This window comes from Bradyrhizobium sp. CCBAU 53351 (assembly GCF_015291745.1).
Taxonomy (GTDB): domain Bacteria; phylum Pseudomonadota; class Alphaproteobacteria; order Rhizobiales; family Xanthobacteraceae; genus Bradyrhizobium.
In genome coordinates, this window is record NZ_CP030059.1 from 6,495,497 (window position 1) to 6,508,375 (window position 12,879).

10 protein-coding genes and 1 pseudogene are annotated in these 12,879 nt (G+C 65.9%); 1 reads left to right on the forward strand and 10 read right to left on the reverse strand.

Going from position 1 to position 12,879, the window contains the following annotated elements; translation table 11 throughout:
* Positions 1 to 93: 93 nt before the first annotated feature.
* The 4 genes and pseudogenes from XH83_RS30875 to XH83_RS30890 all read right to left on the reverse strand — a co-directional run bounded on the left by XH83_RS30875 (position 94) and on the right by XH83_RS30890 (position 5,085).
* Complete coding sequence (locus XH83_RS30875) at positions 94 to 915, reverse strand: NAD-dependent protein deacetylase (RefSeq protein WP_194404370.1); 822 nt, start codon at positions 913 to 915, stop codon at positions 94 to 96.
* A 55-nt stretch (positions 916 to 970) separates the two neighbouring features.
* Positions 971 to 2,770 (reverse strand): cation:proton antiporter, encoded by a 1,800-nt coding sequence (locus XH83_RS30880; RefSeq protein ID WP_194404371.1) that lies wholly within the window; start codon positions 2,768 to 2,770, stop codon positions 971 to 973.
* A gap of 116 nt (positions 2,771 to 2,886) precedes the next feature.
* Positions 2,887 to 3,723 carry an SDR family oxidoreductase gene (locus XH83_RS30885; RefSeq protein WP_194404372.1) on the reverse strand — a complete coding sequence of 279 codons (837 nt, stop codon included), beginning with the start codon at positions 3,721 to 3,723 and terminating at the stop codon, positions 2,887 to 2,889.
* A gap of 73 nt (positions 3,724 to 3,796) precedes the next feature.
* Positions 3,797 to 5,085 (reverse strand): annotated as a pseudogene (locus XH83_RS30890) (solute carrier family 23 protein).
* Between the two features lie 140 nt (positions 5,086 to 5,225).
* On the opposite strand from XH83_RS30890, the gene XH83_RS30895 reads away from it, so the two are divergent.
* Positions 5,226 to 6,560 carry a dicarboxylate/amino acid:cation symporter gene (locus XH83_RS30895; protein WP_194404373.1) on the forward strand — a complete coding sequence of 445 codons (1,335 nt, stop codon included), beginning with the start codon at positions 5,226 to 5,228 and terminating at the stop codon, positions 6,558 to 6,560.
* 187 nt (positions 6,561 to 6,747) lie between these two features.
* Here XH83_RS30895 and XH83_RS30900 read toward each other — a convergent pair whose 3' ends face one another.
* From XH83_RS30900 to XH83_RS30925, 6 genes are all read right to left on the reverse strand, one after another.
* Complete coding sequence (locus XH83_RS30900) at positions 6,748 to 8,361, reverse strand: ABC-F family ATP-binding cassette domain-containing protein (RefSeq protein ID WP_194404374.1); 1,614 nt, start codon at positions 8,359 to 8,361, stop codon at positions 6,748 to 6,750.
* 169 nt (positions 8,362 to 8,530) lie between these two features.
* The gene (locus XH83_RS30905) at positions 8,531 to 8,878 is read right to left on the reverse strand and encodes a RidA family protein (RefSeq protein WP_018317734.1); all 348 of its coding nucleotides are present in this window, start codon (positions 8,876 to 8,878) and stop codon (positions 8,531 to 8,533) included.
* Positions 8,879 to 8,889: 11 nt separating this feature from the next.
* A complete protein-coding gene (locus XH83_RS30910) occupies positions 8,890 to 10,011 on the reverse strand; it encodes an FAD-binding oxidoreductase (RefSeq protein ID WP_194404375.1) in 1,122 nt (373 codons plus the stop codon).
* Complete coding sequence (locus XH83_RS30915) at positions 10,008 to 11,426, reverse strand: NAD(P)/FAD-dependent oxidoreductase (protein ID WP_194404376.1); 1,419 nt, start codon at positions 11,424 to 11,426, stop codon at positions 10,008 to 10,010. The genes XH83_RS30910 and XH83_RS30915 overlap by 4 nt, the downstream gene beginning before the upstream one ends.
* Positions 11,423 to 11,719: a (2Fe-2S)-binding protein gene (locus XH83_RS30920; RefSeq protein WP_194404377.1), complete on the reverse strand. Its 297-nt coding sequence runs from the start codon at positions 11,717 to 11,719 to the stop codon at positions 11,423 to 11,425. The genes XH83_RS30915 and XH83_RS30920 overlap by 4 nt, the downstream gene beginning before the upstream one ends.
* A gap of 19 nt (positions 11,720 to 11,738) precedes the next feature.
* On the reverse strand, positions 11,739 to 12,875 hold the full coding sequence (locus XH83_RS30925; protein WP_194404378.1) for an FAD-binding oxidoreductase: 1,137 nt from the start codon (positions 12,873 to 12,875) through the stop codon (positions 11,739 to 11,741).
* Positions 12,876 to 12,879 lie beyond the last annotated feature (4 nt).

Below are 12,879 nucleotides of genomic sequence, written 5' to 3' on the forward strand. Positions count from 1 at the left end.
ATTCCCGTGCCATGAGGCATGCCGGCAACGCCGTGCCCGGCTATTTTGCGCGGCACCTATGCAATAGGCAAGGCGTGTTCGCAGCCCGCGCGATCAGAGCAGGAATGCAAGCGCCGCCTCGCAGCGCTCCTCGACCTTGAGCGTCAGGAGATCGTCGGCACGGGTGCGGCCGAGATTGACCGCCGCAATCGGAATGTTGCGCTGCGCGGCAGCCTTTACGAAGCGGAATCCGGAATAGACCATCAGCGACGAGCCGACGATCAGCATGGCATCGGCCTGCGACAGATGGTCCTGCGCGGTCGCGACGATGTCGCGCGGGACGTTCTCGCCGAAGAACACGACGTCGGGCTTGAGGATGCCGCCGCAGGTTTCGCAAGCAGGTACCTGGAAGGACGAGAATTCCGCGTGCTCCAGATCGGCGTCGCCATCGGGCGCATCGGCGGCATCGAGCATCAGCCATTCCGCATTGGCGCGGCCGAGCGCATCCTGGAATTCGCTCCGCGGCGTCTTCGCCCCGCAGCCCATGCAGCGGACCAGGTCGAGCCGTCCGTGCAAATCGATCACCTGGCGGTGGCCGGCGGATTGATGCAGCCGGTCGACGTTCTGGGTCAGCAGCATCTCGCAGCGCCCGCTCGCCTCGAGCCGCGCGAGCGCGTGATGCGCGTCGTTCGGCTTCGCCTGGCCGAACCGCCGCCAGCCGATCAGGCTGCGGGCCCAATAGCGCTGCCGCGTAAGCTCGTCCGACATGAAGGATTGGAAGTTGACCGGCTGGGTCCGCTTCCAATTGCCATTGCTGTCGCGATAATCGGGGATGCCCGAATTGGTGCTGCAGCCGGCGCCGGTCAGCACGAACAGCCTATCGTGCCGGTCGACGAAATCCTGGAGCGGAGGGGTTGCCAGCGGAGCGTTTGCCATGAGGCAGATGTAGTCCGCGCCATCGGGTTTTGCCAGATCACGGCGGCCCGGCCCGTTATCGCGGGGCCCCGCGTCTCGTGAGATCGAGCGGGCGAACCTTCTCCTCGCCTGCGATGCGCGCGGCCCGCTGCAATGTCAGCCGGAATTCGTCCCGCTTCTCGTGCACCGAGGCTATCGCGTGCCCGACCGCAACCCCGAGGCCGACCAGCGCGGCTTCGGACAACTGCAGGCTGGCCTCGATGGTTTCGGGCACAGCGTCGGTTGCGCCGATCGCATAGAGATGGCGGGCATGCTCGGCATCCCGCGCGCGCGACACGATCAGCACATCCGGCCGCACCGCGCGGATCCGCTCGACGACCGCGTCGATCGCCGGTCGCGATTGGATGGTGATGATCACACCAGTGGTCTGCATCAGGCCGCAGGCCTCGAGGAAGCCCGGTTCTGTCGCATCGCCAAAATAGACCTTGTGGCCGTCGCGGCGGTCACGCGCCACGGCGACGGCCTCGTGATCGACCGCGATGTAGTCGAGGCCATGGCTCGTCAGCAGCGAGCAGACGACCTTTCCGACGCGGCCGTAGCCGATCACGATGGCTTGCGCCCGGTCGCCGGGCGGCCGCACCGCGAGCTCGGGATCGGCCGTGCGCTCGCTCCTCAGCTTGGCGGCCAATCGCTGGGCAAGCACGTTCAACAGGGGTGTCAACGCCATCGTCACGGCCGTGAGGGCGACGGCAAAGCCCGACACGCGAGGCTCGATCAGGCCGGCGGCCGCGGCCATTCCGATGCTGACGAAGGCGAATTCGCCGACGGGGCCCAGCAGGAAACCGATCTCGATCGCCGACGGCCATGACAGCCTGAACAGGCGGCCGAGGATGATGAGCACGATCGCCTTGCCGGCGAGAATGCCGATGACGGCCGCCAGCAGCCAGCCGGGCTCGCGCATGAACACGCGGAAGTCGATAGCCATGCCGACGGTGAAGAAGAAGATGCCGAGCAGCAGGCCCTTGAACGGCTCGACGGTAGCCTCGATGGCCTTGCCATATTCGGTCTCCGCCAGCATCAAGCCTGCAACGAAGGCTCCGAGCGCCATCGACAGGCCGGCCTGGTGCGCGGCAAGGCCTGCGCCGACGATGACGAACAGGGTCGCGGCGACGAACAATTCCGTCGAATGGGTGCCGGCGACCATTTGGAAGAGCGGACGCATCAGCAGCCGTCCGACCAAAATGAGAAAAGCGACCGCCACGACCGCCTTCAGGATCGCGCTGGAGATGTGCCCTAGCACGGAGCCGCCGCTGCCTGCGCCGAGCACCGAGACAAAAACCAGAATGGGAACCACTGCGAGGTCCTGGGCCAGCAGCACCGAAAAGCTGGCACGCCCGGTCGTGGTCGCGAGCCGCCTCTCGGCGGACAGGAGCTCGAGCACGATCGCCGTCGAGGACAGCGCAAGGCTGGCACCGAGGATGACGGCCGTATCGGAGCTTTGTCCGGAGACACGCGTGACGCCGAAAATCAGGGCGGATGTTACGAGGACCTGCAAGCCGCCGAGTCCGAACACCAGCCGCCGCATCGTGACGAGCCGCCGGAACGACAGCTCGAGCCCGATCAGGAACAGCAGGAAGACGATGCCGAGATTGGCGATCCCCTCGACGTTCTGCGCATCCGTCACCGTGAACCAGTACAGGAACGGGATATCGCGAACGAGCGAGCCGAGCCCGAGCGGGCCGAGAATGGCGCCGGCACCGAGATAGCCCAGCACGGGATTGATGCCCCAATGGCGGACCATCGGCACCACGACGCCGGCGGTCCCGAGCACCACCAGCGCGTCGCTGTAGGCATTGATGTTGATATTTGTGGTCACGAGCCCTTCACGTGTCGGCGCTTGGCAATAGCGGCAGCGCCGTCCACGGTCGATAGCACACGGCGCCGCAGTCCCCTATCCGGTCCGGACCTTCGTCGCCGCAGCCGCGCTGACCTTCAGCTCGCCCAGTTCTCGCGAAATTCGGGGAATAGCGTCAGGCCTCCGCAGGCATAGAGGGTCTGCCCGGTGATGTAGCTCGCATCATCGGAGGCGAGGAAGGCGAACACCGCAGCGATCTCCTCCGGCGTGCCGACGCGCCCCATGGGAATGTGGGAGGTGACGACGCCGCGTTTCTCGGGATCGCCGGTCCAGGCCTCGTTGATCGGCGTGTCGATCGCGCCGGGACCGACCGCGTTGACGCGAATGCCGCGGCTGGCGAACTCCAGCGCCAGCGTGCGCGTCAGATTGGCCATGCCGCCCTTGCTGATCGAATAAGCGAGATAGCCGGGCTTCGGAATGATCTGGTGGACGCTGGAGCAGTTGATGATGCTGCCCCCTGCCCCGCGCTTGACGAAATGCGCGAGTGCCTTCTGCGCGCAGAGCACGGCGCCGTTCAGGTTGACGTCGATGATCCGGCGATAGGTTTCGATATCGAGCGCCTCGCTCGGCGATTCCTTCTGGAAACCGGCGTTGTTGACGAGACAATCGAGACGCTTCCAGCGCGAAAGGATCGTCTCGAACATCGCAGCAATCTCCTGCTCATCGCCGACATTGGCCTTGACGATGCAATGATCGGGCGCGCCGTGGCCGCGATCGCGCGAAGCGGCCCGCGCCAGCGCGAGCGTCTCCTCCGCCCGGTCATCGTGCTCGAAATAATTGATGGCGACGGTCGCGCCTTCCTGGGCAAGCCGGATGGCGACGGCACGGCCAATGCCCTGCGAGGCACCGGTCACCAGCGCGTATTGGCCGACGAGGCGCGAGGGAAACGAAGTCGAGCGATCGAGTTGCGGCATGGGTTCTCTCCGGAATGCCTCATCATCGACGGAAAGCGCCTTTTGTTCCATCCCTTCAGTGCATCCCTGGGATTCATTCCGCGCGGCGCGCGAGTGGCGAGGTCAGGATCTGATAGAGGATGATCGCGCCAAAGGTTGCGGTGCCGATCCGAATTTGAGCGTGAGATCGCCGGCGCCCGCGGTCAACGCCACGGCCACGGTGATCAGGTTTGCAGGATTTGCAAAGTCGACCTTATTCTCGACCCAGATCCGGCCCGCCATCGCCGCGATCAGGCCGAACAGCACGATCGAGAGGCCGCCGATGACGGGGCCCGGGATCGACAGGATCAGCGCGCCGAATTTCGGCGAGAAGCCGAGCAGGATCGACACGATGGCAGCGAAGGCGAACAGCAATGTCGAATAGACCTTGGTCGCGGCCATGACGCCGATATTCTCGGCATAGGTGGTGACGCCCGTGCCGCCGCCGCAGGCCGCGACGATGGTCGCCAGGCTGTCGGCGAACAAGGCGCGGCCGAGATAGGCATCGAGACTGCGGCCCGTCATGGCGCCGACGGCCTTGATGTGGCCGAGGTTCTCGGCAACTAGAATGACGGCGACCGGCGCGATCAGGAAGATGGCGTCGGCTTGGAACGTCGGCGTTGTGAAATTCGGCAGGCCGAACCACGGCGCGGCCGAAAGCTGGGTGAAGTCGATTGGCTTGCCGAAGCCGAGACCGTTCGCGAACAGCAGATACAGAAAATATCCGCCGATTGCGCCGAGGATGATCGGCAGCCTGCGCCACAGGCCAGGGGCTGCGGCGGCGACCACGCCGATGATCAGAACGGTCGCGAGCCCGATTGCCGTGTCGAACGTATTGGCGCTCACCGCCTTGACCGCGACGGGCGCGAGATTGAGGCCGATCGCGGCGACCACGGCGCCGGTGACAGCCGGCGGCAGCAGCCGCTCGATCCAGCCGACACCGGACCACATCACGATCAGCGCGATCACGCCGGCGCCAACGATGCCGCCGAGCGCAACCGAAATATTGGGATTCGCCCCCTGCCCGGCATAGCCGGTAGCCGCGATGACGACGGCGATGAACGCGAAGCTCGAGCCGAGATAGCTCGGCACGCGCCCGGCGACGATGACGAAGAAGATCAGCGTGCCGATGCCCGAGAACAGGACCGCAACGTTGGGATCGAACCCCATCAGCAGCGGCGCGATGATCGTCGAGCCGGACATCGCGACGCAATGCTGCAGACCGGAGACGATTGTCTGCCCCCATGACAGCCGCTCCTCCGGCATGATCACGCCCGTGGTCCTGAGTTTCCAGCGCGGAAAATAGCCCGGCGTTTGCTGGCCGGAGCCGGTCGCAGTCGCCATGTTCCCCCCAATTGCGGTGCAACGATCGATCTTCGTGCGATCCGACAAAAATGTGATTGTCACTTCTGCGGCGGCCATCACATGGTGCAGGTCATGCACAAGCCGAATCCTGCACCATCAATGCGTTCAGGGCACACTCTATGACACAAGTCGCGATCCAGCCAGCCATCCTCCGCCGGCACCAACCCTGGTACAAGATCCTCTACGTCCAGGTCCTGATCGCGATCGCGCTCGGCGTGCTGATCGGCTATGTCTATCCCGATCTCGGCAAGGCTCTGAAGCCGCTCGGCGACGGCTTCATCGCGCTGATCAAGATGATGATCGCGCCTGTCATCTTCTGCACCGTCGTGCACGGCATCTCCTCGATGGGCGACCTCAAGCGCGTCGGCCGGGTCGGGCTGAAGTCGCTGATCTATTTCGAAGCGGTCTCGACGGTCGCGCTCGCCGTCGGCCTGCTGGTCGGCGAAATCCTCCAGCCGGGCCACGGCTTCAATATCGATCCCGCCACGATCGATCCGAAATCGGTGGCGACCTACGTCACCAAGGCCAAGGAAGAGGGCATCGTCGCCCATCTGATGGCGATCATCCCCGACAGCTATCTGGGCGCGATCGCCCGCGGCGACCTGTTGCAGGTGTTGCTGATCTCGATCCTCTCGGGCTTCGCCATCGCTTTCCTCGGCAAGGCCGGCGAACCGATTGCGGATGCGATCGACAAGGCCGCGAAGATGTTCTTCGGCATCATCCGCATCATCGTGCGCGTCGCGCCGATCGGCGCCTTCGGCGCGATGGCGTTCACCGTCGGCGCCTATGGCCTCGGCTCGCTGCTCAACCTCGCGGCGCTGATCGGCACGTTCTATCTCACGAGCATCCTGTTCGTGCTGATCGTGCTGGGCGCGATCGCGCGGCTCGCCGGCTTCTCGATCCTGCGCTTCATCGCCTACATCAAGGACGAGCTCCTGATCGTGCTCGGCACCTCGTCCTCGGAGACGGTGCTGCCGCAGATGATCCAGAAGATGGAGCATCTCGGCGCCTCGCGCTCGGTGGTCGGCCTCGTGATCCCGACCGGCTACAGCTTCAACCTCGACGGCACCAACATCTACATGACGCTGGCGACGCTGTTCCTGGCGCAGGCGACCAACACCCATCTGACGATCTGGCAGGAGCTCGGCATCCTGGGCATCGCCATGATCACCTCGAAGGGTGCCTCGGGCGTGACCGGCGCCGGCTTCATCACGCTCGCAGCGACGCTCTCGATCGTGCCTGACATCCCGATCCAGTCGATCGCGATCCTGGTCGGCATCGACAAGTTCATGAGCGAGTGCCGCGCGCTGACCAATCTGATCGGCAACGGCGTTGCATGCGTCGTGATCAGCATCTCCGAAGGCGAGCTCGACCGCGAGGCGCTGCACGAGACCATGGCCCACCCGCTGGAGATCGGCGAGGCGCTGGAGCCGGGTGGAAGCACGGCCTCATAGGCCAGCGCACCGCGAAGCCCGCAGGTTCCGACGCGGTAGTTTCCCGGAGTAGTAAAATGATGCGGCAGGCGTCACAACAATCGGGTTGGGATCACGAAATTGATACTCATTTTTTCCACCCGACGCGCTGGGGGCAGGGCGTCGGGTTTTTGAAAATCACTGCCAAATTCAAAACTGCCAGGCGGGGTCAGACGATCCCGCCATCGATGCGCGGCAACTTGCCGGCAACATCGATCCGCCGCGTGATCCCGATTTCCTGCAAGAACGATTCGTCATGACTGACGACGAGCAGCGCACCGTCATAGGCCCGCAATCCGGCTTCGACGGCTTCGATGGACTCGAGGTCGAGATGATTGGTCGGCTCGTCCAGGATCAAGAGGGACGGCGGCGTCTGCCCGCCCAGCACGCAGGCGAGCCCTGCGCGAAACATTTGCCCGCCGCTCAAACATCCGGCGCCTTGCAAGGCGGCATCGGCCCGAAACATGAACCGGGCCAGCGCGGCATGGCACTCATTCGCACCCGCTGCCGGATTGAGGCGCCGAAAATTGTCCAGGATGGAGAGCCCCGGATCGAGCAGACTGACCTTTTGGTCGAACAGCGCGAAATCCGGCCTGACCCGTACCACGCCTGAAAGCGGTCGCAGCTCGCCCGCGACGAGTTTCAGCAGTGTCGTCTTGCCGGAGCCATTGGGCCCGACCAGCGCGACGCGCTCCGGCCCGACGATCGCAAATGAGAGATCGCGCAAGATGGGCTGCTCCGGCCGGTAGCCGGCACTGACGCCGTCGAGCCAGAGCACCTCCCTGCCCGCCGGCAGACCCGTCGCCGGCAGCTTGACGGAAAGCGGCTGAAGAATCTCGACGCGCCGACGCGCCGCGTCGACGGCCTCGCGCGCGTTTGCGCGCTGCCGCTCGGCGATCTGCGCAGTCTTGCCCCCGGTGTCTTCGCTGCGATCCTTGCGCGCCCCGGCCAGGATGCGCGGCATGTCGCCCTTGGCGCGTTTCTTTCTGCCGCCGCTGTCCTTACGCGCTTTCTTCTCTGCGGCTTCCTGCGCCTTGCCGTCGATCTCGGACAGCCGCCTCTCGGCATGCGCGAGGTCGTGCCTGACGGCGGCGAGCTCGACGGCTTTCTGTTCGCGAAAGCTGCTCCAATTGCCGCCGTAGCGCGCGGCGCCGAGCGACGTCAGCTCGACGATCACATCCATGGTGTCGAGCAGGTCCCGATCGTGGCTGACGACGATCGCACCGCCGCGCCAGGCTGCCAGCAGATCGGTTACGGCCTTGCGTCCGTCCTGGTCGAGATTATTGGTGGGCTCGTCCAGCAGCAGGAAGTCGGGCTCGGCAAAGACCAACGCCGCGAGCCGAACCCTTGTGATCTGGCCGCCGGACAGGGACGACAGCTCGGTGTCGGGAGAGGAAGCGAACCCGAGGCGCGCCAGCGCGGCCTCCAGCCGCGCATCGAGCGTCCAGTCGATCGCAGCGATATCGTCGGCGGAGGCCTCGCCCCGCTCGGCTCGGCGCTGCAGCTCGAGCGCCGGCCGCACGCCGAACAGATCGGCCACGGTCGCGCTTGCCGGCCATTGCACGTCCTGACGCAGCAGGCCGATGCTGCCGTTGACCAGAACGCGTCCGGACTGAGGAAGGTGCTCCCCTGAGACCGACGCAAGCAGCGTCGTCTTGCCGACGCCATTGCGGCCGACGAGACCGGTCCGCTCGTCCGCAAATGTCAGATCGACGTCGGAGAAAAGAGGACGGCCGTCAGGCGTGGACAGCGACAGGTTCGACAGGATGATGGAGGCAGGCATGGAATTCCCCGTGGGCAAGGCGGATGGGCTTTGCGGTCGGGGTGAAATCCATGGCTGGAACGATCCTGGTTGAGGGAGCCTCTAACTATTCCCTTCGAAGGGCGAGATCAAGGCGCGGCGCGAGGAGACGACAGCGCGAGAGGCGCTATCGTCCCTGGTCGCTGTGCCATCAGCCCTTCAGCGCGGTGACCACCACCTCGATCAGCGCGCTGCCGCCGAGATCGGCGACGCCGACGGTGGCGCGGGTCGGCAGATTGTCGCCGAAGAACTCGGTCCAGGCCGCGTCCATCTCCTTCTTCTTGGAGAGATCGGTGACGAAGATCGAGGCGCTGACGACGCGGCTCTTGTCGGTTCCCGCTTCCTTCAGATAGCCGGCGATCTTGCCGAGGATGTTGCGGGTCTGCTCGCCCATCGAGACCGAGGTGTCGTCGGCGATGGTGCCGCCGAGGAAGACGAAGCCATTGGCTTCGACGGCGCGGTGCATGATGGGCGTGCGGATGCTGCGGGTGATGCTCATGATGTTCCTCTTTAGAGCGTGGAAGGATGGAAACGGTCGATGCCGAGATCGCCAATGCGGGTCTGGGTGCCGCCGTTGACGATCAGCTCCGCCATCACGGCGCCGGCGCCGGGGCCGAGCTGGAAGCCGTGCAGCGAGAAGCCGAACTGGTGATAGAGGCCCTTGTGACGGCTGCTCGGGCCGAACACAGGAATATCGTCCTTCATCTTCGCCTCGATGCCGGCCCAGGCGCGGACGATGGTGGCGCTGCGCATCACCGGGAACAGCTCGAACACGGTGCGAGCGCTGGTCGCGAGGCTCTTCCAGTCCAGCACCGTCTCGTTGCGATCCTGATAGGGCGTCGCCAGATGACCACCGCCGATCAGCACGGTGCCGTTCTTGAATTGCTTGAAGGAGAGCTTTCGCCCCCGCAGGATCACGACGGGATCGATGAAGTGCGGCACGCGCGAGGTGATCATCAGCATCGGCGCCACGGTCTCGACCGGCACGGGCTCGCCGAGATCAGCCGCGATCTTGCCGGCCCAGGCGCCGGCGGCATTGACGAGCACCGGCGCGGCAAATGTTTCAGGGCCGACATCGACATGCCAGAGGCCGTCGTCATAGCGGATGTTGCCGGCGGCCATGCCTTCGCGCACGGTCGCACCCAGCTGCTCGGCCTTGCGACGGAACGCCGTTGTCGCCTGCGCCGGATTGGCCGCGCCGTCACGGCGCGACACGACGCCGCCGGGGCAGGTTTCGGCGACTGCCGGCACGAGACGCCGGAGTTCGGCAGCGTCGATCAGCTCTTCATGGGTGAAGCCGAGCGCGTTGAGCTCGGCGACACGCGCGCGGCAGACCGCGAGCTCCTCCTCGTTCTCCGCGACCAGCACCTGGCCGTAGCTTTCAAAGCTGCAATCGTCGTCGACGAGATCAGAAATCTTCTCCCAGATTCCCATCGAGCGGATCGAGAGCGGGATCTCGGGAATGTGTCGCGCGAGCTGGCGCACGCCGCCGGCGTTGACGCCGGAGGCATGGCGGCCGGCATAGTCCTTCTCGATCAGCACCGGGTTCAGCCCGGCGAGGCAGAGATGCAGCGCGGTCGAGCATCCGTGGATGCCGCCACCAACGACGATCGCATCCACGTTTCGGGTCATCCCCGCACCACCGCCTTGATATCGTCCTCGCTCTTCGGAACGGCGGCGAGCTCGGCGAGCGTGATCGGCTTCACCGGCGCTCGCAGGCGGTAATAGCCGATCTCCTGCGGCGTCTTCCCGCGCGCCTGCGCCATCAGCTCCGTGACGGTGAGACCGCAGAGACGGCCCTGGCACGGGCCCATGCCGGTGCGGCGATAGGCTTTTAGCTGATTGGGCCCGGTCGCGCCGATCGCGACGGAATCGAGCACGTCCTTTGCCGTCACCTCTTCGCAGCGACAGACGATAGTGTCGCCCGAGGGGATCCGGAATTGCGGCGCGGGGCGGAACAGCGTGTCGAGGAAGACGCGGCCGCGTTCCGCCTTGGCGAGATCGGAACGGAGCGTTGCCATCGGCGCAAGCTTCGCGGCAGACGCGGGGGCCAGCGCTTCGACCGCCGCGCGCGCGGCGATGCGGCCGCGCACAACGGCCGCATTGGCGCCGCCGATGCCGGCGCCGTCGCCGGCGATCGCGATGCCGGCAACCGACGAATTGCCGCTCGCATCGAGCACCGGCGACCAGCACAGTTGCAGATTGTCCCAGCGGTGCTCGACGCCGGCCGCCATCGCCAGATTGACGTTGGGCACGACGCCCTGATGCAGCAAGAGCAGATCGGCGGCAATGGTCTCGCGCTTGCCGCCCGCGACATAGCTCACGCTCGCGAGCCGGCCGTCGCCGGCCGCCGCAACCTCGGTGACGCCGGAGACGACCTGCACCTTCGCCTTCACCTCGCGCATCATCGACAGGCCCTTGGCGAAATAGGGCGAGGTCAGGAAGGCGAAGGCATGCGGCAGCGCCGCGAAATAATTGCCGCGCTCGGTGGTGTCGAGGATACGGTCGATGCGGCCGCCGAGGCGCAAAATCTGCGCGGCGAGCAGCCAGAGCAGCGGGCCCTGGCCCGCGATCACCGTGCGGCCGTCGGGCACCAGCGCCGAGGATTTCAGCATGGTCTGCGCCGCGCCGGCGGTCATCACGCCCGGCAAGGTCCAGCCGGGAATCGGGAACGGCCGCTCCAGCGCACCGGTCGCGAGGATCACGCGCTTCGCCCTAACGAAGGCGGAGGCGCCGCCGATCGAAACCGCGATGTCGAGATTGCGATCGAGGCTCCAGACGGTCGCGCGATGGATCACCTCGGTGCTGCCAGCGCGCAGCGACTGCACGAGATCGGCACCGATCCAATAGTCCTCACCGAGCTGCTTGCGATCCGTGACCGGCGTCGAGGCGATGGCGCGAAACACCTGACCGCCCGGACCGGCATTCTCGTCGAGCAGCAGCGTTGCGAGGCCGGCTTCGGCAGAGGTTGCCGCGGCGGCGAGGCCCGCAGGTCCCGCGCCGATCACCACGACGTCGTAGTCTTCGCGCTTGGGAGCCACAGTCATTTTCCGATCTCCCGCTTGCCCTTCTGGATTTCGACCTGCATGCCCTCCGCGACGGGCACGAGACAGCCCTGGCGGTTGCCGACGCCGTCGATGGTGACGAGACAGTCGAAGCACACGCCCATCATGCAATAGGGCAGGCGCGGCGCGCCGCTCACCGCCGTCGAGCGCCGTGCGTCGACGCCGGAGGCCAGCAGCGCGGCAGAGACGGTGTCGCCCTGGCGTGCCGCGACGGCGACGCCGTCGACGAAGATTTGCACGGCCGGCCGTTTGTCCTGTTCGGATCGTCTGAACATCCTGGCTTCCTCAATATCTCTAGTAGCCGCTGTTGTTCGCCGCGCCGGCGGCGCCGAAACGGCTGGCCGAGAACGCGCCGACCAGCTCGGGCTCCAGCGCGCCCTGCACGACCATGCGCGCGATCTCGAAGGCGTGGTTGGACGCGAGCGTCACGCCGGAATGGCAGCAGGCGACGAAGGCGCCGGGATGCGTCTCCGACTGGTCGTAGATCGGAAAGCCGTCCTGCGGCATGACGCGGATGCCGGCCCAGCTTCGGACGACGTTGAGCCGCGACAGATGCGGAAACATGCGCTGCGCGCGATCGGCCATGACGCCGCTGATCGAGGGCTTCAGGGTGCGATCATCGATCTCGTCCTCCTTGCTGTCGCCGATCATCACCGTGCCCTCGTCGGTCTGGCGGATCGTGGTCAAGGGATGCGGCAGGAACGGCATGGTGCGCTCGGTCACGACGACCTGGCCGCGGGTTGGACCCATCGGTGCATAAAGGCCGACCATCGGCGCGAGCGTCTGGTTGGCATTGCCGGCAGCAAGCACGATCTTGGCGGCGCGGAGTTCGCCCTTCGGCGTGGTCAGGCGGAATTCGCCGCCGCTCTTGCTGATCGCCGAGACCGGCCGCTCCGGAAAATAGTCGATGCCGAACGCCTTGAACCCGGTATGGAAAGCCCGGAACGTGCGCAGCGAATTGACGTGGCCGTCGAGCGGACAATAGCTGCCGCCGGACACTTCGGGCCCGATCAGCGGCAGCGCCTTCTTCACGTCCGAGGGCCGCAGCATCTCCATCTTGTAGTCGGCCGCGCCGGCCTGGTTGTGCATCCGCTTGACGAGTTCGGTGCGCTGGCCGAACTCTTCCTCGCCCAGCGTGAGATGAAAGCCGCCGTTCTGCTGGAGGGCGACGTCGAGCCCGGTCTGCTGCTTCAGCTCGGACGCCAGCCGGCCCCACGCCTGCGAGGCCTGCACCGTCCACACCGTGTAGGCGGGCATGCCGAGCCCCTTGCTCTGCACCCAGACCAGCGCAAAGTTCGCGCGCGAGGCGCGCTTGGTGATGTCGCCTTCGTCGAGCACGGCCACCTTCTTGCCGAGGCGGCCGAGGCCCCAGGCAATGGCGGAGCCGAGCAATCCGCCGCCGACGACGGCGACGTCATAGTCTCCTGACATGGGT